15 protein-coding genes are annotated in these 19,791 nt (G+C 71.0%); 6 read left to right on the plus strand and 9 right to left on the minus strand.

What is annotated here, in order from left to right; all coding sequences use genetic code 11:
• Nucleotides 1–5: 5 nt before the first annotated feature.
• The 4 genes from LXT21_RS37470 to LXT21_RS37485 form a co-directional block, all read right to left on the minus strand.
• Nucleotides 6–2,648, minus strand: a complete 2,643-nt coding sequence (locus LXT21_RS37470; RefSeq protein ID WP_254043037.1) for a TonB-dependent receptor plug domain-containing protein — start codon at nt 2,646–2,648, stop codon at nt 6–8.
• A gap of 222 nt (nt 2,649–2,870) precedes the next feature.
• Nucleotides 2,871–3,788 (minus strand): PhnD/SsuA/transferrin family substrate-binding protein, encoded by a 918-nt coding sequence (locus LXT21_RS37475; RefSeq protein WP_254043038.1) that lies wholly within the window; start codon nt 3,786–3,788, stop codon nt 2,871–2,873.
• Complete coding sequence (locus LXT21_RS37480) at nt 3,785–6,304, minus strand: tetratricopeptide repeat protein (protein ID WP_254043039.1); 2,520 nt, start codon at nt 6,302–6,304, stop codon at nt 3,785–3,787. Before LXT21_RS37480 ends, LXT21_RS37475 begins: the two co-directional genes overlap by 4 nt.
• Before the next feature lie 18 nt (nt 6,305–6,322).
• A complete protein-coding gene (locus LXT21_RS37485) occupies nt 6,323–8,113 on the minus strand; it encodes a PP2C family protein-serine/threonine phosphatase (protein ID WP_254043040.1) in 1,791 nt (596 codons plus the stop codon).
• 244 nt (nt 8,114–8,357) lie between these two features.
• Here LXT21_RS37485 and LXT21_RS37490 point away from each other — a divergent pair, with 244 nt between their 5' ends.
• From LXT21_RS37490 to LXT21_RS37505, 4 genes are all read left to right on the plus strand, one after another.
• The gene (locus LXT21_RS37490) at nt 8,358–9,494 is read left to right on the plus strand and encodes a metalloprotease (RefSeq protein ID WP_254043041.1); all 1,137 of its coding nucleotides are present in this window, start codon (nt 8,358–8,360) and stop codon (nt 9,492–9,494) included.
• 122 nt (nt 9,495–9,616) lie between these two features.
• Nucleotides 9,617–10,624: a thiamine pyrophosphate-dependent dehydrogenase E1 component subunit alpha gene (locus LXT21_RS37495; protein WP_254043042.1), complete on the plus strand. Its 1,008-nt coding sequence runs from the start codon at nt 9,617–9,619 to the stop codon at nt 10,622–10,624.
• Between the two features lie 3 nt (nt 10,625–10,627).
• Nucleotides 10,628–11,686: an alpha-ketoacid dehydrogenase subunit beta gene (locus LXT21_RS37500; protein ID WP_074955349.1), complete on the plus strand. Its 1,059-nt coding sequence runs from the start codon at nt 10,628–10,630 to the stop codon at nt 11,684–11,686.
• A 199-nt stretch (nt 11,687–11,885) separates the two neighbouring features.
• Complete coding sequence (locus tag LXT21_RS37505; protein ID WP_223785344.1) at nt 11,886–12,287, plus strand: GNAT family N-acetyltransferase; 402 nt, start codon at nt 11,886–11,888, stop codon at nt 12,285–12,287.
• A gap of 56 nt (nt 12,288–12,343) precedes the next feature.
• On the opposite strand, the gene LXT21_RS37510 is transcribed toward LXT21_RS37505, so the two are convergent.
• The gene (locus LXT21_RS37510) at nt 12,344–12,712 is read right to left on the minus strand and encodes a TIGR02266 family protein (RefSeq protein WP_223751622.1); all 369 of its coding nucleotides are present in this window, start codon (nt 12,710–12,712) and stop codon (nt 12,344–12,346) included.
• Between the two features lie 200 nt (nt 12,713–12,912).
• Here LXT21_RS37510 and LXT21_RS37515 point away from each other — a divergent pair, with 200 nt between their 5' ends.
• Nucleotides 12,913–13,779, plus strand: coding sequence for a hypothetical protein (locus LXT21_RS37515; RefSeq protein ID WP_254043043.1), 867 nt, complete (start codon nt 12,913–12,915; stop codon nt 13,777–13,779).
• A gap of 214 nt (nt 13,780–13,993) precedes the next feature.
• The gene (locus LXT21_RS37520; protein WP_254043044.1) at nt 13,994–15,268 is read left to right on the plus strand and encodes an SGNH/GDSL hydrolase family protein; all 1,275 of its coding nucleotides are present in this window, start codon (nt 13,994–13,996) and stop codon (nt 15,266–15,268) included.
• 15 nt (nt 15,269–15,283) lie between these two features.
• On the opposite strand, the gene LXT21_RS37525 is transcribed toward LXT21_RS37520, so the two are convergent.
• The 4 genes from LXT21_RS37525 to LXT21_RS37540 all read right to left on the minus strand — a co-directional run bounded on the left by LXT21_RS37525 (nt 15,284) and on the right by LXT21_RS37540 (nt 19,742).
• A complete protein-coding gene (locus LXT21_RS37525) occupies nt 15,284–15,991 on the minus strand; it encodes a hypothetical protein (protein ID WP_254043045.1) in 708 nt (235 codons plus the stop codon).
• A 61-nt stretch (nt 15,992–16,052) separates the two neighbouring features.
• On the minus strand, nt 16,053–16,517 hold the full coding sequence (locus tag LXT21_RS37530; protein ID WP_254043046.1) for a macro domain-containing protein: 465 nt from the start codon (nt 16,515–16,517) through the stop codon (nt 16,053–16,055).
• 10 nt (nt 16,518–16,527) lie between these two features.
• Nucleotides 16,528–19,200: a phosphoenolpyruvate carboxylase gene (locus tag LXT21_RS37535; RefSeq protein ID WP_254043047.1), complete on the minus strand. Its 2,673-nt coding sequence runs from the start codon at nt 19,198–19,200 to the stop codon at nt 16,528–16,530.
• Between the two features lie 74 nt (nt 19,201–19,274).
• Nucleotides 19,275–19,742, minus strand: a complete 468-nt coding sequence (locus tag LXT21_RS37540; RefSeq protein WP_254043048.1) for a hypothetical protein — start codon at nt 19,740–19,742, stop codon at nt 19,275–19,277.
• Nucleotides 19,743–19,791 lie beyond the last annotated feature (49 nt).

Raw genomic sequence — 19,791 nt, forward strand, 5'->3', positions numbered from 1 at the left:
GGTGCCTAGTAGCGTACCTTGACTTCACTGAAGAAGGATTGGGGCGCCACGGGGAAGCCGTGGGACTCCTCGTAGGCTGCGTTGAAGAGGTTGGAGCCCAGGAACGACACGGAGATGCCGTCGTAGACGTTGAAGCCCACCCGCGCGCTGGCGGTGAGGTAGCTGGGCAGCTCCACGCGGGAGCTGGGCAGGCCCGTGGCCTCGTCCACCTGGAAGCCCGGGTCGAAGCGCGAGCCCACGAAGAGGGCGTACAGCTCCACGAAGGCCACCTTGCCGATGTTGGTGCGGCCGCGCGCGTAGATGCGGTGGGTGGGCGCGTAGTCCAGCGGCGTGCGGGGCCCGTCGTCGAAGGGCACGCTCTTGGCGTCGAGGAACTGGTAGGCCACGTCGAAGGACGAGTTGATGGCCGGAATCTGCGCGGCCGCCTCCAGCTCCGCGCCGGCGATGCGCGCGTCACCCATGTTCCGGAACTGCGACACCGAGCCGAACACCAGCTGCTGATTGATGAAGTTCTTGGCCACGTTGTAGAAGCCCGTCCCCGTCAGGCGCACCCGCCGGTCGAAGGGCCAGAAGTCCACCGAGGCCTCGAAGGTGTCGAGCGTCTCCGCCCGCAGGCCCGCGTTGCCCACCAGCGTGGAGGCGTACATCTGCTGGTTGATGGCCAGCTCCGCCAGCGTGGGCGCGCGGAAGGCGCGGCCGTAGTTGGTGCGCAGCGTGAGCAGCTCCGGCACCGCGTGGAAGACGATGCTGGCGCGCGGCGAAATCTGGTCCGTGCGCTCGCGCCAGACGCGCTCCGGAATCTGGTAGCGGTCATAGCGGGCGCCCGCGCTCACCACCACGCGCTCCAGCGGGCGGTACTCCGCGTCCACGAAGCCACCGATGATGGTCTGCTTCGTGTCGTCCATCGTGAGCTCGGGCAGCACGTTGGGCACGTTGACCTGGTCGAACTTCACGTCGCCTCCGAACGTCACGGACACCGGGCCCGCCGAGTACAGCGCGCGCGCCTCGCCGCCCAGCCGCCGACGCTTGCCCAGCGCGCGCGTGGGGTCGCCACCGAAGGCGTTCTCCAGCACCACGTCGCGGCGCTTGAAGAAGCCGTACACCTGACCGAACAGGCGCAGGCTGTCCGTCACCTGCTGGTCCACCTGGGCGGAGGCGTTGAGGTTCTGGACGGACTCCTCGTCATTCGGCGTGTAGTGGCAGCGGCCGCAGTTGCCCACCGTCGAAATCTGGGTGTGCGAGCCACCCGGGCGGCCGATGGTCGCGTCCGTGAAGTCTGCGTCCAGCGCCAGCGGCCCCACGCGCACCTTGCCGTTGACCTGGTGCACCATCGAGTCCTGGTTGGTGTCCACCAGGCCCGTGGTGGGGTCATTGAAGAGCTGGGCCCCGTCCGAGCCGAAGCCGTAGTAGCCGAGCAGCGCCTCCACCGGCCCGCCGCGGCCGGCCACGTTGCCGTGCAGCCGCCACGTCTGGTCCTGGCCCGCGAGCACGCGCGCCTCCGCGCCCACGTTGCGACCCGGGGCGATGAGGTCCGCGGGCTGCCGCTCGATGATGTTGATGACGCCGCTGAAGGCGTTGGAGCCGTACAGCGACGAGCCCGGGCCCCGGATGACCTCCACCTGCTTGAGGTTGACCAGGGGCGTCGTCTCGTCCGCGTAGAACTGGCCCGTCCACGGGTCCGTCAGCGGCCGGCCGTCCTTCAGGAGCAGGAGGCGGTTGGACAGGTAGTTGGAGCCCAGGCCGCGCGCGCTCACCGCCGCCTTGCGCATGGAGCCCCGGCGGCACTCCATGCCGGGGAAGTACTGGATGGCCTCGCACAGCGTGAACTGGCCGGTGCCCTCGAGCTCCTCGGCCGGAATCCACGACACCGTCAGCGGCACGTCCGCGATGCGCTGGTTGCGCTTGCCGGCCGTGGTCACCACCGCCTCGCTGAGCACGCGGTTGACGGACTCCTCCAGCGGGTCCGCGCCGCCCAGCGGATCCAACCCGGCCAGGCCCGACGGGGGCGGCATGGCCCGGTCCAGGGTGGGCTCGGCGAAGGGCGCGCTGATGGGGACGTTGTCGGTGGCGACGGGCGCGGCGGGCGGGCTCTTCGTCGCGGGCAGCACGGCGCCGTGGCCCGGGGTGGAGGCGGGCGACGAGATGAGCGGATCCGCGATGCTGGGGCCGGGCTGGGCGCCAGGGCTCGCCACGGGGGCGGCGGGCAGCGGCGCGGGGGGATGCGACTCCACCGTGGGCGCGGGGGTGACGGGCACGGGGGGCTCGGCCGTCACGGACTCCGTCGCGGTGGAAGGGTCGTCCTCCAGGCCACCGCCCAGCACGGGGATGTCCGAGTCCGTGGCCTCCGTGCCGCGAGGAGGCTTGCGCGTCTTGGGCGGCTTCTTCACCGCCGCGCGCGGGGGCTTGGTGGCGGGCGTCTTCGTCGTCGTGGCCGCGGGCTTCGTCCCGTTCGCCACGCGCTTCTTGCGCTTCACCTTGGGCTGCGACTCGGAGGCCGCGTTGGTCTCTTGCGCCTGGGCCACCGCCGGGTGGGCCACGGCCAGCGCGCAGAGGACGGCTGACACCGTGAAGAAGGCGCGAAGGCCCCGGCGCTTCACGTGAGCACGCACCGCGCCTGGCAGCGGATCACCACACACAATCGAGTGCATCGTTCTCTCATCCGCGGATGGGAGGAGCCCCCGCGGTCCTGTACGCCCCGGTTGGCGGGCGCGGCGCCAGGGCAATCGGTCTGTTGGACGAATTCGCTCACCTGCACGCTCGCGCCGTCGAAAAACAAGCTACCCCAGAGAACCTGCCGGGCCAAGCCGGTGATTCTCATTCCCTGGAAACTCAAGAGTGTTTCGGGCTGTAGCGTCCAAGGTTGCCTGAAATCAGTCGTCGGGCTGCTCGGCGGAGACGGCGAGGTCGCTGGTGAAGGACGGCAGCGAGGGCCCCAGCGCCTCGGCGCGGACGAAGACTTCGGCGTCCACGCGTGTGTCCGCCACGTCGGCGAAGACGGGCTGGCGGCGCGGAGGGCCCTGGGTGACGAGACGTCGGAAGTCCTCGAAGTCCTTGCCCTGGATGCGCGCGAAGGGCTCGAACGGAGCCACCGCGCCCACGGTGGACAGGGCCTGCTCCAGGGCCTCCTTGTGGTTGCGCAGGTCCACCAGGACGGCGCCGGGGAGCCGGGCGCTGCGGAAGAGCACGCGCAAATCCTTGTCCTTGGGCACGTGGGACATGGGGACCAGCGCGGCCTCGGCGCCCTTGGCCTCGAGCATCTTCAGCGCGGACTCCACGTTGGGCACGGGCGACAGCTTGAAATGCCGCTGCGCGTCCAAGTCCCCGCCGAGCACCGCGTGGGTGACGAACTTGGGGTCCGCGGGGCCGGCGCCCTTCACCAGGGCCAGGCGCTTGCCGGCGAGGTCCTTCACCGCGCCCTTGTGGGTGGAGACGATGGCCCAGCGCTGCTGGGACTCTCCCGGGCGCGCGGCCCAGGCCAGGGGCGTGGCGCGCGTGCCCAACTGCACGGCGGCCCAGCCCTCCACCACGGCGAAGTCGACCAGGCCGTCGGCCATGGCGCGCGCGAAGTCCTCGTAGCGGCCGAAGCTCTTGGCGGCCACGGGGCGGTCCATCACCTCGGTGAGCTTGGCGGCCAGGGCCTCCGCGTACTGGAAGCGCTCCTGGCCGTCACTCAAGGTGGTGGCGAGGAAGACGCCCACGGTGGCCTTCTTGGGGGGCGCGGCGACGGCGGGAGCGGCGATGCACAGGGCCAGCGCGAGGATGGCCCACGGGAAACGAGGCGTCTTCATGGGGTCTCCTCCACCACGGCGGCGCCGCCAGCCGGGGCGCTGCCCGCGGGCTCGGCGAGGCCATGCAGGCTCTGCAGTCGGTCCTTCCACTCACGCACCTGGGCCATGCGAGGCCCGGTGCCGGAGGCGAGGTAGCGGCGCCAGGCGTCCACGGCCTCGGCGGGCTCGTGGCGGCGCTCCTGGGCGTCGATGCCCAGGTTGAGCGACGCCACGGACACGGACGACTCCAGGCGGCGCCAGGTGGTCAGCGCGTCGGACGTCTTGCCCTTGCGCCAGTCGACGCAGGCCAGGTTGTGCTGGACGAGCGCGTCCTCGGGCTCGGTGGCGAGCGCGGCCTTGAGGGCCTTCTCGGCGAGCTTCATGTTGCCGGAGGCATAGGCCAGCGAGGCCTCTCGCCGGTGGAGCGCGCCCGTCATGGAGGCAATCCACTGGGGCTGCCCCGGCATGGGCTTCTTGGCCGCGGCGGTGAGCTGCTTGCGAGCCGCCGCCACCTGCCCCTTCTTGTAGAGCGCGAAGGTGTCCGCCAGCGCGCGTGTGTTGGGCCAGGCCCAGGGCTGCGCGGGGGTGAGCGCCTTCTTCAGCGCGGCGGCGGCCTCGGCGTGACGGCCGGCCTCCGCGCGCGTGAGGCCCCGGGCGAGGAGGGCCAGCCTGGCCAGGTCTCCGCGCTTGCCGGTGCCCAGCTTCTCCACCGCGTCGAGGTCGCGGTCGGCGGCCTCCGCGTCCCCCGCCTCCAGCCGGGCCAGCGCGCGACGCACCAGCACGCGCGGCAGGTTGGCCTGGGCCACGCTCGCGGCGTCGCGCGACGGGCCCACCTCGGTGAGCCGCTGCACGGCGGCGTCCACCTGACCCAACTCCACCTCCGCCAGCGCGGCGCCCACGGACGCCTCGGCCTGCTGGTCCGGCTCCTGCGTCTGCTTGCCGGCGAAGGTGAACGCCTCGAGCGCCGCCTGCGCGTCACCCGCGCCCAGCCGCGCGTAGCCCAACAGGAGCTGATCTCGCCACGTCGCGCCGGGCAGCGTGGCCCCCTGCTCCATCACCTTGCGCGCGTCCGCGTACGTGCGCGTCTCCAGGAGCGCCGCCGTCAGCCGACGGGCCATGACCGCGCTGCGGTCCAGGTCGAACGCGCGGCGCAAATCCCGCACCGCGTCGTCGGCCCGGCCTCCACCGCTGCGATCTCGTGCGCGATGGGCCAGCGCGCGCGCCAGCCACTGCTTCGCGCCCGCGTGCTGGGGCTCCACCTGCAGCGCGTTGCCGTAGTCCTCGATGGCCTGGTCCCACTGGCCGGTGGCGAAGTGGTCCGCGCCCAGGAGCATCCAGCCCAGGGCCTGACGGGGCGCCATCTCCACCACGCGGCGGTGCACCTCCACCGCGCGCTGGAAGCGGCCCGCGCGACGGTTGACCGAGCCGAGCGAGGCCCACAGGTCCAGGCTGCTCGCGCCCGAGCGCACCGCGGCCTCCAGGAACTGGATGGCCTCCTCGTGACGGCCCTGCGCCTGCAGCGCCTTGCCCACGGCCATCTGTCCCAGCACCAGGCCCGGCTGCAGCTCCAGCACCTTGCGGTAGGCCTCCTCGGCGGCCGGGGCCTGCTTGCGCGCGAGGCGCACGTCACCGAGCAGCAGGTAGGCCGCGGGCGTCGCGCCCAGCTTCACCACCGCCACCGCCTCCGACTCGGCGCGCGTCAGATCGCCACCGGACAGGTACAGCCGCGCGAGCTTCTCCCTCGGCTCCGCGACCTGCGGGAAGCGCGTGGCCACGCCCTCCAGCAGCGTGCGCGCCTCGGCCACCTTGCCCTCCAGCTCCAGCACGCTCGCGAGCCCCAGCTGCACGGTGGGCGACTCGGGCCGTCCGGCCTGGGCCTGGGTGAAGGACGCGCGCGCGGCCACGGCGTCCCGACGCAGCACATGCGCGCGGCCGAGCAGCTCGTGAATCTGGAAGTCGTTGCCGGACAGCTTCGCGGGGCGCAGCGTCAGGTAGCGCTGCAGCCGCGTCACCGCCGCGTCGCCCTGCTGGGCGTAGAGGTAGTAGCTGGCCAGGTAGTAGTGGACGATGAGGTGCTCGGCCTGGTCGGCCTGGGCCACCTGCTCCAACATCGGCACCGCCTCCGGGAAGCGGCGCAGCTTGAAGAGGGCCACGCCCAGCGGATACGCGAGCGTCAGCTCGGCCGGGTTCGCCTTCTGCACGGGCTGCACGCGCTCCACGGTGCGCGCCCAGTCCTGGAGCGCGTTGGCGGCGGAGCCCACGCCCGCGGCGGCGGTGATGGAGGTGGGCTCGGCGGCCAGGGCCTTCTCGAAGAGGCCCAGGGCCTTCCTGTACTTCTCCTCGGCCTCCTTCTTGTCACCGGAGGCGCTCGCGGCGCTGGCGGAGACCTGGGCCTGCTCGCCCTCCTTCACCAGCCGCTGTGACTCGGACATGGGTGGCGCGCGGTACTGCGCCAGGGCAGGAGGACTGGCCAGCGAGGCCAGGAGCGCGAGCGCGGGGACGAGACGTCGCTTGGGGGTGTGGGGTGTGCGGCGCATGCGGGAGTCGTCCAGGGGTCAGGCGGGGCTGAACTCGGCGACGACGACGGTGATGTCGTCGCGCTGCGGCTGGCCCGCGCTGTGGGCACGGGCGTCCGCGAGCAGCGCTTCACGCAGCGCCTCCGCGGACAGGTGGGCATTGGCTTGCACCGCGGCGGCCAGGCGCTGGGTGCCGTACATGCGCCCTCCGCCGTCGCGCGCCTCGGTGAGGCCATCGGTGTACCAGACGACGATGTCGCCGGGGCGAAGCTGGCCGTCGCGCGAGGTGAACTGCGACGTCACGGACGCGCCCAGCAGCGGACCGCGCGCGGGCAGCGAGGCCACCTGGCCGCTGTGGCGGTTGAAGACGAGGGGGCTGGGGTGGGCTCCGGCCGCGTAGTCGATGACGCCGGTGGACACGTCGATGACGGCCAGCGCGCTGGACATCTGGTGCTCGCCCCGGCCCACGTTGGCCAGCGTCACGTTGAGCGCGGTGATGAGCATCCGCGCGTTGACCTCCGAGGGCTCGCGCAGCGTCATCGCGGACGCGAAGCCGCTGGTGGCGCTGGTGGCGACCAGCGACGTGGACAGGCCGTGGCCCGTCACGTCACCGATGCCGATGACCACGCGCTGTTCATCCAGCGCGGCGCGGAACCACCAGTCGCCGCCGCACGCGTCCGCCGTGACGACGAGGCCGGCGATGCGCAGCCCGCCCACCTGCACCGCGTCGCGGCCGGGCAGCAGCGTCTCCTGGACGGTGCGCGCCAGCGACACCTCTCGCTCCAGCTGCGCCTTGGCGCGCACGTCGTCGAGCAGCACCTTGATGCGCTCGGCCATGTGGTTGAACACCACGCCCAGCGTGCGCACCTCGCGCCCCGCGCCCCGCGCCGCCTGCGTGCGCGCGCCCAGGTCACCGGCGGCCAGCTGCATCACCTTGTGGGTGAGCATGCCCAACGGACGGGTGATGCGGCGGCTCTGGAACGCGGCCACCACGCCCGCGAGCACCACGAAGCCCAGACCCAGGCCCAGCATGCGCACCGTGTTCGCGCGCACCGTGGCGCGCTTGTCCCGCTCCAGCTCCTCCAACTGCTCTTGCAGCGCGCGCAGCGAGTAGCTGATGACCACCAGCCCCTTGCCGCTGCTGGAGCCGTAGTCGATGGGCTCTTGAATCTCGTACACCGGCTGGTCGCGGTAGAAGGCCTGCACCAGGCGCTGCTCGGCGACGCGGCCGGTGGGCGCATCGGACTCGGCGGCGCCCGCGGCCTTCGGCTCGCTGTCCGCCATCACCACGCCCTCCGGGTCGAGAATCTGGACGCGGAGGATGTTGGGGTTGGTGGTGACGATGGAGCCGGCCACGCCCTCCAGGAAGGCGTAGTTGTTGTCGCGCAGGTTGGTGACGGAGGTGAGCGCCAGCGTCTGGCCCACCGTGCGCCCCAGCTCGCGGGCCTGCTCCTGGATGCGCTCGGTGGAGCGGCGCGCGGTCTCCTCGAACTGGGACTGGGTGGACGCCACCGACAGCGCCGCCAGCAGGCCGACGATGACCACGACGAGCGCGGTGGTGGTGAGCAGCAGAATCTGGTCCAGCCGGGGCCCGCGGATGGCGGCGACGTTGGGCAGCTCGCCCGCCTCCAGCGGCGCGATGAGCGTGCCCGTCTGCTCGGCGTGGGGCAGGCCCACGTTGGAGGTGAGGCGCGTGGCGGTGGATTCGCGAGAGCCCGTGAGCTCCCGGGTGCCTGTCCTCTCGGCCGGTGGTGAGGCTTCACCCGGAGACGTGCCGGGGGACGTACCGGACTCCGGCGCGGGGTTCAGACGCGTGTTCGTGCTGGACAAGGACACACCCGGAAGGGCCACGCCCGAGGCGCGGCGGGAGCGGGAAAGAGTCTCGACTCTAGCGCACTTCTCCTGCTTCGCGAGGTCCTGCCCCCCACGGCACGTCTGGGTCGCCGTGCGGCGCGACGTGCCTTGACGGGTGTGGCCCGCATCCTGTTCCGCGAGGACACTTCACGTCAGGTGAGTGTCGGAGCGCGGCCCTTCACCCGGCGTCCACGCACGGGCCCGGTTAGGCTCGCGGAGCATGAAGCCGCTCTTCCACGTGGCGCGAACGCCCGTTCATCTCCAGCCGCTCTTCTTCCTCACCGCGCTGGCGACGGGCTGGGATTTCGCAGCGGAGCCCGGTCGTCTGGCGATGTGGCTGCCGGTGGTCTTCGTGTCCGTGCTCCTCCATGAATTGGCCCATGCCTGGGCCCTGCGCCGCTTCGGCTCCCCGGCGAGCATCACCCTCCATGAGCTGGGCGGCACCACCCGGGGCTCGGACCGGCTCACACACCGTCAGTCCGCGTGGGTGAGCCTCGCGGGCCCCGCGGCGAGTCTCCTGGTGGGCGGGCTGGCGTGGGCGGCATCGAGCCCCGTCTCGCCCGGAGAGCAACCAGGCCTGGGCGCGGCGCTGCTCCAACAACTCCTGTGGGCGAACGCGGGCTGGGGGCTCTTCAACCTGTTGCCCGTGCGTCCCCTGGATGGCGGTGACTTCGTCGCCTCGCTCGTGCGCCACCGCGCGGGCTATCGATACGAGCGGAGCCCGCAGGTCCTTGGCGTCCTCACCGCCGTGGCGTTGGTGGTGGGCGCCGTCGTCACGCGAACTGTCTGGATGGGCGTGCTCGCCCTGATGCTGGGGTTCACCAACGGACGGAGGCTGCTCCAGCGTCAGCGCGAGGCACGCCTGAAGCCCATCACCCCACCGCGCCGTCCCCTCGCGCGCGAAGGCTCGACCGAGGGCGCCATCCCGCTCGACGCGCTGCTGGGCCACAAGCCCGCCATCGCCGAGACACCTTCCACCACCGAGCCGGGCCTCGAGCGCGCGCGGTCCTCCTCGCGATGGGCGACGAGCGACGAGGACGTCCCCCACGACGTGGGCAGCGTGGGCCAGCTCCTGCTCGACAGCGGCATGGCGGACCTCGCGGTGCGGCCCCTCCAGGAGTCCTTCACCCGAGAGCCCTCGTCGCGAGCGGCCCATGCGCTGGTCCTCGCCTTGTTGGAGACCGGACGCACCCCGGAGCTGGAGGCGCTGCTCACGGGCCCTCAGTCCCCCCTGCTCTCCGAGGACACGCTGGCCGCCGTCGACGCGCGGGCCCACGCCCTGGGCAACACCGCGCTAACGGACCGCGTCACGGCCCTGCGACGTGTCCGGGCTCCTAAGTCGGATGAGCGAGGCTGATTGCCGCGCCGCGCCACCGGGCCCGGCCGGGTGGTGGGAAGCCGACGTGGCATCTCTCGCTTGAGAAATGGGGGCGCATCCGGGTTATAGGGGCGTCCCCTCCAGATAGAGGAAGCCCGCGCGTGTCTCGACCCCGACTCATCAAAGAATCGTCCGCGCCGCTCCAGCTGGACAAGGAGCTGCTGGTCCGCATCCACGACCTCATGGTCAAAACGCGCGTCCTCGAGGAGCGCCTCATCCAGATGTACAAGCAGGGCCATGGGTACTTCTGGATTGGCGGTCCCGGCGAGGAGGCGTTCAACGTCCCGCTCGGCCTGCTGATGAAGAAGGGCCAGGGCCCCGAGTACGACTACCTCCACGCCCACTACCGTCAGTCCGGCACCCTGCTGGCGCTGGGCGAGGAGCCCATCGGCGCCCTGCGGCAGATGAAGAACACGGCGTCGGACCCGTACTCCGGCGGCCGCAACTTCGCGGGCCACTTCTCGCTGCGCAAGTACAACGTGGCCCCCGTCAGCTCGCCCATCGAGGTGCAGTACTCCATCGCTCCGGGCACCGCCATGGTGCAGAAGCGCGTGGGCGGCGAGGGCATCACCATCGTCACCGGCGGCGACGCCGGCACGGCCGAGGGTGATTTCGCCTCCTGCCTGGTGTGGAGCAGCCGCCCCGCCAACCCGCTGCCCATCCTCATCATCGTCACCAACAACAAGTGGGGCATCTCCACGTCGGCCGAAGGTCAGCACGGCGAGCCCCGCGTGAGCGAGCGTGGCAAGGCGTTCAACATCCGCTCGAAGACCATCAACGGCAATGACCCCGTGGAGGCCTACCAGGAGCTGAAGGAGGCCATGGAGTACGTGCGCAAGGAGCGCAAGCCCTTCCTCCTGGAGGCGAACGTGTCGCGCCTGTACGGGCACTCGTCCGCGTCCGGCGCGAACTACGTGTCCGAAGAGGAGGACTGCCTGAAGAACTTCGAGGCGCGCCTGGAGCAGGACGGCGTGCTGACGCGCCAGCAGATGGACGAGCTGCGCAACCGCTACACCGAGGACATGGCCGCCGCCGCCCGCATCGCCCGGGACGAGCCGCTGCCGGCCCCCGAGACCATCTGGAAGCACATCTTCGCGGAGGACAAGTAACCCATGGCCAACATGGCACAGGCCATTCGCATGGCCCTCCACTACGCCGAGGAGAACCTCGGTGTGACGGACATCTTCGGCGAGGACGTCGGCGCCCCGCTGGGCGGCGTCTTCACCTGCACGCAGGGCCTGAAGACGACGTGGAACTCCCCCCTGGACGAGCGCGGCATCATCGGCGCGGCCATGGGCATCGCGATGGGCGGCGGCCGCCCCGTCGCCGAAATCCAGTTCTGCGACTACGTCTACAACACCATCGACCTGCTGAAGCTGGCGGGCAACACCTGCTGGTCCAGCAACGGTGACTGGAACCTGCCCATGGTGGTGCGCACGCCGGTGGGCAGCGGCATCCGCGGGTCCATCTACCACTCGCACTCCTTCGACGCGACGATGACCCACATCGCCGGGTGGAAGGTGGTGATGCCCTCCACGCCGCTGGACGCGTACGGCCTGCTCATCTCCGCGTGCAAGGAGCAGAACCCGGTCATGTTCCTGGAGCCCAAGGCGCTGCTCCGCGTCAAGGGCGAGGAGCGCATCCCCGGCGAGCCGGACGATGACCGCGCGCTGTCCAAGGCCATCGACGCGCCCCTGGGCGACCGCAGCCAGTGGAAGCCCGCGTGGCCGGAGGGGCTGGAGGCGTTCGCCATCCCCATCGGCAAGGGCAAACTGGTGCGCGAGGGCTCGCAGCTCACCGTGGTCAGCTACGGCCGCACCCTGCCCTTGTGTGCCCGCGCCGCCGCGCTGCTCGCCGACGAGGGCATCAGCGTGGAGGTCATCGACCTGCGCTCGCTGTGGCCCTACGACTGGGAGATGATCAAGGCCTCCGTCCAGAAGACGGGCCGCGTGCTCTTCGTCAACGAGGACACCGAGGTCACCAACTTCGGCGAGCACCTGGTGCGACGCACGGTGGAAGAGCTCTTCTACTCGCTGCTCGCGCCGCCCCGCCTGCTGGCGGGCAAGTTCATCCCCGGCATCGGCCTGGCCGACACGCTGGAGATGGCCTCCGTGCCCCAGCAGAACGACATCACCGACGCGTTGCGCTCGCTCGCCGGCGAGCAGCCCTAGGCGTCGTACCCAGTGCCCCCGTGTGGGCCGTCCGCCCACGGAAAAGTCCCGGGCCGCCGTTCCTCTTTGGAGGAGCGGCGGCCCTTTCGTTAGACTGCCAACTGCCTTGTCACAGCCAATCGTCCGGACCGTCAGCCCCGCGGGCGCAGAAGCCCCCGCCTTCCGCATCCGCCGAGCCCGTCGCGGCGACGCCGAGGCCATGGCCTTGTTGCTTCGCGAGCTGGGCTACCCCCAGGGAACCGACCAGCAGACGGTCCACTGGGTGGTGAGCCATCCGGAGATTGAAATCTTCGTGGCCGGCGACCCGCAGGACAAACCCGTGGGCATGCTCTCCTTCTCCCACCGGCCCCAGCTGCGGCTGCGCGGGCGCGTGGGCACCATCGACGAGCTGGTGGTGACGGAGTCGTGGCGCCGCCGGGGCGTGGGCCGCGCGCTCATCAAGCAGATTCTGGAGCGTTGCAAGGTGCTCAGCGCGCGCCAGCTCCAGCTCGTCTCGCCCATCACCACCACGCCGGAGGTGCGCAGCTTCTATACGGCGTGCGGCTTCTCCGAGGTCGACGCGGGCGTGTTCCGCCACCTGGAGACGGAGAAGGGCCGCTGACGTCCGGCCCATCCCTCGCGCCCCGGTTCTCTCCGGGGCCGAGGGCCACGGTGACGTCAGCGCTTGATGCGCTCCACCACGTTGTGCAGCCGGACGCGGTCGTCGTCACTGACGTCCGTGAAGCGCACGCCGATGGCCTCCTGCTCGTCACGCACCCACGCGATGACGCCGGTGAGGTCGAACTGCTCGCCCGCGATGTCCATGGACAGCCGCACCTGGGCGCCCACGTCGTAGGCCTTGCGCGTGCGCAGGCACAGGCCGCCCGCGGACACGTTGATGGAGAAGACGCGCAGCGCCCTGGCCGCGTCCTCCGCCTGGGTGAAACGAACCGCGAACTTGGCGGCGACGCGCTCGTCCGTGCGCCGGTTCGCGTACGCGGCTGGATCTCCCGATGACATCTCTGCTTCCGCCGCCTTGCTAGTCATGTGCACCCGCTACCCCCAGCCGTCCGCCGCTGGCGACCTAATGCCTTCCCGAGGACCGACGGGATACTGACGCGCCGAGCCACCCCTTGGGCATCGGTCATCCAGCAAGTGTCCGCTGCTTTCCAGGCTCGATTCAAGAGGGCCCCCACGAATGGGCGCCATCAGGTAAGTCCTCACACAGTTCGATTCGGGAGTTCGGGATGCGTGCGTGGCTCGCGGTGTTGACGGGGACCCTCTTCCTGGCGCTCGTCACGCCTGGGTGTGATGACGACGACAAACAGCCAGGCCCCGGCGCGGGCGACTCCGGGGTGCCCGGAGACCCGGACGGAGGAGGCGGCGCGGGCGATGGCGGCGTGAGTCCCGACTTCGCGTGCAACGTCGCAAGACAGGAAGGCTGCGGAACTGGCCAGAGCTGTCACTTCGCGGACCTGTCGGGAGGCAAGACGGGCAGCCGGTGTTTCGCGGCGGCGTGTGACGTGGTGCTGCAGAACTGCGCGCAGGGGCAGCGCTGCACGTACGTGAGCACGGGCACGGTGACGGAGCGGCGCTGCGTGGAGGCGGGCACCGTCACCGAGGGCGGGCGTTGCACGCTGTCCCCCACGGACGGCGGGCCGGAGTTCGACACGTGCGCGGCGGGCCTGTTCTGCAAGGACGAGCGACAGGGCGACGGCGGCGTGGGCTTCTTCTGCCGGAGGCTGTGCCACACCAGCAGCCAGTGCGCGAACGCGGGCGAGTGCAACACGGTGCTGCGGCTGGCTGGCACGTCGGAGCTGCCGCTGTTGTGCGGACCGCGCTCGCAGCCGTGTGACCCGTTCGCGCAGGGCTGCACGGCGCCGTTGAGCTGCTACCCGTCGTCGACGGGCCCGGTGTGCGCGGGCAGTGGGACTCGCGCGACGGGTGAGGCGTGCGACTTCAGCAACCAGTGCGCGCCGGGGAGCGCCTGTGTGAACACGGGGCAAGGGCTCAACTGCCGGCCCCTGTGCAAGCCCTCCAGCTCGCCCGCATGCACCACCGGGACATGCCGTCCACTGAATGACAATCCTGGTGTGGGAGCCTGCATCCCATGAAGCCGGAGACCCACGTGGGGCAACTTCTGTCGCCACGTGGGTGAGCCTCGGACTCGTGCAAGGCCGGCGGGTTCGCGTGACAGGGAAAGAGGTGTCTCCATCTCGCCCGGAGACCAAGGGGGCGTGCGCCGCGAGCCTCGGGACTTGCGCGCATGTTCGGTGGTCGTCGCGGGAATGAGCGGTGTACATCGTGCGTCGTCGGGAGGGAGCGACGATGCGAATGTGGCGGACGTGGCTCGGTGTCCTCGCGTGCGTGGGTGGCGCGCAGTTGGCGTGCTCTCCCAGCACCGCCGAGGACCCGTTGCCGGAAGAGCCTTCTCAAGAGCAGGGTGAGTCCACGAACGCGCCTGACGCCTCCGTGGATGTGGCGCCGCCATTGGTGCTCAACGACGACGGGCACGTGAGCTCGCCGCCGCCGCCCGCGCAGCAGCCGCCCTTACCGAGCATCGGCTTCCAGCCGGGGTTCCACCAGGCGCTGCGCTGGTCCCATTACGTGGGCGGTGTCACCACGTTCCGCCTGCGCGTGCCGGTGGCGCGCGCCGGAGAGCGGCTCCAGGTGACGTTCCGCGCGGGCGACGGCAACCTCACGCTCCAGCGCGCCACGGTGGCGAAGGCGGGCGTGGATGGCTCGCTGGTGTCCGCGCCGGTGGCCTTGAGCTTCGAGGGCAAGCCGGGCTTCAACGTCGGCGCGCGCGCGCTGGTGACGTCGGACCCGGTGGTGTTCCCCGTGGGCTTCCGCGAGGACGTGGCCATCACCTTCGAGGTGCGCGGGGCGCTGGCCGCCAGCGCCATCAACGCCTTCCCCGGCAGCTTCGCGCGAGCGGGCACGCATGCGCTGGCGACGGGCGCCATCGGCGGAGAGCCCTTCGAGCGCTCCGTGGGCGTGGCCACCGTGGCCGTCGAGGGCCCCACGGGCCGCGCCTTCATCGCGCTGGGTGACAGCATCACCGAGGGCTACGTCGACTTGCGCAACGACACGCGCAACGCGTGGCCGGCGCTGGTGGAGGCGCAGCTGGGTGTGCCCGTGGTCAACGCGGGCGTCAGCGGCCAGGGCTTCTACGACGCGCTGAGGCTGTTGTCCGACGAGGTGCTCGCGGTGAAGGGCGTCACCGACTGCCTGGTGCTGCTGGGCACGAACGACCTGGGCGACGCGGGCGCGGAGGAGCAGATGGAGACGCGGATGCTCCTGTTGGTGCAGCGGCTGGAGCCCTTCTGTCGCGTGTGGGTGAGCACGCTGTTGCCGAAGGAGAAGACGAACTACGGCGCCTATGACTACGTGAAGTCGCAGCGGCTGGGCTTCAACGCGTGGCTGCGCGGCGGCGGCACGAGCACGGACGTCATCGACCTGGAGTCGGTGATGCGGCAGACGAGCAACGTGCACCTCTACCTCGCCGGGCTGGGCATCGACGGCATCCACCCGAGCACCGAGGGCCACCGGGTGATGGCGGCCGAGGTGGTGCGCACGCTGCGCGAGCAGGGCGGGCTGTAGCCCCGTGCTCGGGCCTCAGCGCGGTCCGAGCACGCTGTTGAGGACGAGCAGCTCCGCCAGGCCCGGCGGAGCCAGCACCCAGTCGTTGCCCGTGGGCACCCAGCGCACGGGCGCGCCCGCGTGCTCCAGCACGGCGTTCACCCGCTGGAGCAGCGGCTCGAAGGTGGTGGCGGGCGCGTCCCAGTCGCCCTGCCCCGCTTCGACCTCGTGTCCGCCGGGGTCCACGACGAAGGCCTCGCGCCCCTGGAGGGGCCGCACCGCGAAGCCCGGCAGATAGGGCTGCAGGGCCGCCTCCAGTCGCTCCAGCAGCGCGCCGTCCCGGTACGGGTGGGACAGCTCCCAGTCGAAGAAGGTGGGCAGCTGCGAGGTCAGCTCGCGGCGCAGCGGATCCTCGCGGCTCTGGCGCCAGTGGTGCTCGGCGAGCTCCAGCGCGGTCGCGGGGACCTTCAGCTCCCACATCTCCAGCTTCGCGAGCAGCTCCCCCATGCGCTCCACCAGCTCGTAAGGAGGCTCCACGCGCGTCACCCACGCGACCTCCGTCACGGACTGCCCGCGGCGCTGGCCCGTCACCCGGTCTCCCTTGCGGAGCTGGAAGGGAGGCGCGTCGGACTCGGGCTCTGGGTAGAGGGGGGCATGGAACGGCCCTTCTCCCGAGTCCGGGCGCAAGAGCGCGAAGCCGTGCTGCGGGTTGATGTCCTCCACCGTGAATGCGTCCTTGGCCATCCCGACCTCGTCTCGAAAGCCGTTGAAGACGTCTTGCGTTGGGGCGCTGAAGGTTACGTCGTCAGGGCCGGAAGCGCACCACGCGCACGTCGAGGTCCCCCGCCTCCACGTCCAGCACCTGTCGCATCAGCCCGAGCGCGCGCGTCTCGTCGAAGCTGCCGGAGCCCGCGCCGATGATGGGGAAGGCCACGGAGCGAAGGCCCTGCTCACGGGCCTTCTCCAAGGCGTTGCGGACCGAGTCCTGGATGGAGCGCGGGGAGGCTCGCCAGAGCATGTCGATGCCCGCAACGTGGATGATGGCCTTGAAGGGCAGCCGCCCGGCGGAGGTCACCACCGCCGAGCCCAGGGGCATGGGGCCCGCCCTCGCCACCTCGCGGAAAGGGCCTGCGCCACCCCGTCGCTTGATGGCGCCGGACACCCCCTGCGGCAACAGCAGCCACCAGGGGATGATGTTCCGGTTCCAGGCATTGACGATGGCCTCCACCGGCTGGTCCAGCAGGTCGCCTTCGCAGACAGAGACGGGCATGGCGCGGACTCTAACCGGTGTTGCGCATGCCGGCCGCGATGCCGTTGAGCGAGAGCAGGAGCGGCCTGTCGCAGTCGCAGTCGCTCTCACGCTTGCGGCGCAACAGCTCCACCTGGAGGAAGGACATCGGGTCCACGTACGGGTTGCGCAGGGCGATGGCGCGCTGGAGCTGGGGGTTGTTGTCGAGCAGCTTCCCCTCCCCCGTCAGCCGCTTCACCTGGCGCCGCGTGCGCCGGTGCTCCTGCTGGATTCGCCGCCACAGGGCCTTCGTGGACGCGGGGGCGAGCGCCGCGTAGCGCCCGGCGATGGCCATGTCCGACTTGGCCAGCACCATGGTGACGTTGTCGATGACGGCCTTGAAGAAGGGCCACTGGCGGTACATGCGCTTGAGCAGCGCGGGCCCACCTGGCTCCTTCGAGAGAGCCTCCAGCGCGGAGCCCACGCCGTACCAGCCCGGCACGATGGCCCGGTTCTGTGTCCAGGCGAACACCCACGGAATGGCGCGCAGCGACTCGAGCCCTCCGGCCCTGCGCTTGCTGGGCCGCGAGCCGATGGGCAGCGCGGAGATCTCCTCCACGGGCGTCGCCGTGGTGAAGAACTCGAGGAAGCGAGGGTCCTCCCACACGAGCGCGCGGTAGGCCTTGCGCCCCGTCTCGGCCAGCGTGTCGAACGTGGCGCGGAAGGTCTTCTCGTCCTCCGGGGTCGGCCGAGGCTGCGCGTCGAGCAGGTGGGGCAGCACGCCGCCCAGGATGAGCTCCAGCGTGCGGCGCGCCAGCTCCGGCCGCGCGTACTTGTGGTCCAGGGCTTCACCCTGCTCCGTCGCCTTGTAGCCACCGGCCACGGCGCCGGGAGGCAGCGCGAGGATGGCCTCCTGGGCGGGGCCACCACCGCGGGCCACGGACTCGCCGCGACCATGGAACAGACGCAGGGGGACACCTGCTTGGGCGGCCGCCTCGGTGAGCGCGACCTGGGCGCGATAGAGCGCGGCGCTGGCGGCCAGCAGTCCCACCTCCTTGCCCGAGTCGCTGTAGCCGACCATCACCTCCTGGAAGCCGCGCGCGTCGACGTGCTTGCGGTACTCGGCGTTGGCGAAGAGCGTGCGCAGCACGTCGGGTCCACCGTCGAGCGCGCCGAGCTGCTCGAAGAGCGGGACGACGTCCACGGTGGCGCAGCCGCGCTTCTCGTCCCACAGGCCGGTGAGCTTGAGGCACTTGAAGGCCGCGAGGACATCCTCGGCCGTGCTGGCCATGCTGAGGATGAGCGTGCGACAGGCGGGCTCACCGGCCTCGGCCTGCGCCTCGCGCAGCTTCGCCAGCACCGCGAGCAGACGCTTGCCGCCCTCGGACGGAGCGGGGCCTGCCGCGTCCAACGAGGCCGCCGCGCTCACCGCGTCCTCCGCGGGCACGCGCGCCTCCAGCTCGGCCAGGGACAGGCCCAGCGCGAGGACACGCTCGCGCATGCGGCGCACCTGACGCAGGCCGGACTTCGCGGCCTTGGCCTCCTCGAGTGAGCGGGACAACAGGTCCAGGTCGGCGAGCAGGGACTCGGGCGTGCGATAGGCGCTCGCCGGCATGGGGCCCGCGTCACCGGTGCGCTGGGCCAGCACGTGGCGAAGGGCCTGGTTCAGCCGCTCCTCCATGAAGCGCAGCTTGCGACGCCAGGGCTCGCCGATGGTGCGCGGCCCCAGGCGCTGCTCGGCCTCGGGGAGCTCCTTCGCGTCACGCTCCAGGGAGGCGACGAGCTCCGCCGACGGCTTCGCGTGGCGCTCCGACTGCGAGAGCATTCCGCCCAGGCGCTCCAGGCCTTGGGTCAACAGGCGCAGCCCTCGTGCACGGTGGGCGCGCAGCGTGTCCGCGAAGACTTCTGGCGTGACGAGCGGGTTGCCATCCATGTCCCCGCCGACCCACGAGTGGACGCGCACCGGCGTGTCCACCTGGCCGAGGGGCTCTCCGTAGGCGCGCTCGAAGGCCCAGTCGAGCAGCTCGGGCAGCTCGGAGATTTGCTCGGCGATGACCTCCTCGACATACCAGAGGGCGTTCTTCACCTCGTCGCCCACGGTGGGCCGCTCGCGACGGAGCTCGTCGGTCTGCCACACCGTGGTGATCTCCTCGCGGAGGGACTCCACGTTGGCGGCACTCTCGCGGGGCGTCAGCTCGCACCGGTCTCGCTCCTCGAGCAGGCTGGCCATCCGGTAGAGCTTCTCGAGCAGCGTGCGGCGCACGGCCTGCGTGGGATGCGCGGTGAGCGTGAGCGTCACGTGCATCTGGCGCAGCGCCTCGCGGACGCGCGTGGCGGAGATGCCCGCGTCCTTGAGCGACAGCATCGTCGCCTCCAGCGAGCCACGCTGGGGCGTCGTGGACTCGGCGCTGGAGTACGCGCGGGCGCGGCGGATGCGGTGGTGTTGTTCCGCGAGGTTGACGAGCTGGAAGTACACCGAGAAGGCGCGGAGCACGGGCTCGGTGCGCTCCAGCGGGAGACGTTTGAGTCTCTCCGCGAGCTCGGCCGCGGAGGCGCGTCTTCCCGCCACGGGTCCGCGTCTTCGCTGGATGGCGAGCCGACGGACCTCTTCTTCCAGGTCGAACAGGTCCTGGCCTTCCTGTTCGACGAGCACCTCTCCCAGCAGTCGCCCGAGCAGGCGGACATCACGACGCAGGGGCTGATCCACGGCACGGACACGGGCCATATGCCCTGCAAGGTAACGCCTTCAGCCACGGGCCGCGCGGGCAATGTCCGCGGGCCCGTCGTTTCTCGTCCACCTCAGAACCCAAGGTACTCGAGTTCGTCATCGGTCAGCTGGTGCAGCGGCTGCCGACTCAGGACCTCACCCGTCTCGGGGTGGTTGTACAGCTCCGAGTCCGGAAGGTTGCGAAGCACCAACTCCAGCTTGCGAATCTGCCCTCGCTCCGAGTCGATCATCTCCCCCTCCTTGATGAGGTTGGCGATGACGCCCGCGGGCACGATGGCATCACTCGGAGTACCGGCCTGGTTCTGATAGGAGACGAAGTCGGACTTCGTGTTCTGGAACTGCATGACCAGCGTGGCCAGACGCTCGGCGTCGATCTGGTACTCCGCGCGGATGCGACGCATCCGGCCTTCTCGGTCCTCGATGCGCGCCACCAGCTCCTTGACCTTCTTCTGCATCGCCGCCCGAAGGTCGGGGGTGGTCTTGGTGTTGTAGCGAACGGATTCGAACAGCTCCGACGGTTGCTCGATGCGGTAGCCCATGGGTCCAGTTCCTCGTTGGGTTCGACGCGGGTTGAGCGCGCCGACGGCT

The organism is Myxococcus guangdongensis (assembly GCF_024198255.1).
GTDB lineage: Bacteria > Myxococcota > Myxococcia > Myxococcales > Myxococcaceae > Myxococcus > Myxococcus guangdongensis.

Excerpts from the sequence above, each read along its gene's own strand:
- LXT21_RS37470 (WP_254043037.1), bottom strand. The coding sequence starts at position 2,648 with ATGCACTCGATTGTGTGTGGTGATCCGCTGCCAGGCGCGGTGCGTGCT.
- LXT21_RS37475 (WP_254043038.1), bottom strand. The coding sequence starts at position 3,788 with ATGAAGACGCCTCGTTTCCCGTGGGCCATCCTCGCGCTGGCCCTGTGC.
- LXT21_RS37480 (WP_254043039.1), bottom strand. The coding sequence starts at position 6,304 with ATGCGCCGCACACCCCACACCCCCAAGCGACGTCTCGTCCCCGCGCTC.
- LXT21_RS37490 (WP_254043041.1), top strand. The coding sequence starts at position 8,358 with ATGAAGCCGCTCTTCCACGTGGCGCGAACGCCCGTTCATCTCCAGCCG.
- LXT21_RS37500 (WP_074955349.1), top strand. The coding sequence starts at position 10,628 with ATGGCCAACATGGCACAGGCCATTCGCATGGCCCTCCACTACGCCGAG.
- LXT21_RS37505 (WP_223785344.1), top strand. The coding sequence starts at position 11,886 with ATGGCCTTGTTGCTTCGCGAGCTGGGCTACCCCCAGGGAACCGACCAG.
- LXT21_RS37510 (WP_223751622.1), bottom strand. The coding sequence starts at position 12,712 with ATGACTAGCAAGGCGGCGGAAGCAGAGATGTCATCGGGAGATCCAGCC.
- LXT21_RS37515 (WP_254043043.1), top strand. The coding sequence starts at position 12,913 with ATGCGTGCGTGGCTCGCGGTGTTGACGGGGACCCTCTTCCTGGCGCTC.
- LXT21_RS37520 (WP_254043044.1), top strand. The coding sequence starts at position 13,994 with ATGCGAATGTGGCGGACGTGGCTCGGTGTCCTCGCGTGCGTGGGTGGC.
- LXT21_RS37525 (WP_254043045.1), bottom strand. The coding sequence starts at position 15,991 with ATGGCCAAGGACGCATTCACGGTGGAGGACATCAACCCGCAGCACGGC.
- LXT21_RS37530 (WP_254043046.1), bottom strand. The coding sequence starts at position 16,517 with ATGCCCGTCTCTGTCTGCGAAGGCGACCTGCTGGACCAGCCGGTGGAG.
- LXT21_RS37535 (WP_254043047.1), bottom strand. The coding sequence starts at position 19,200 with ATGGCCCGTGTCCGTGCCGTGGATCAGCCCCTGCGTCGTGATGTCCGC.
- LXT21_RS37540 (WP_254043048.1), bottom strand. The coding sequence starts at position 19,742 with ATGGGCTACCGCATCGAGCAACCGTCGGAGCTGTTCGAATCCGTTCGC.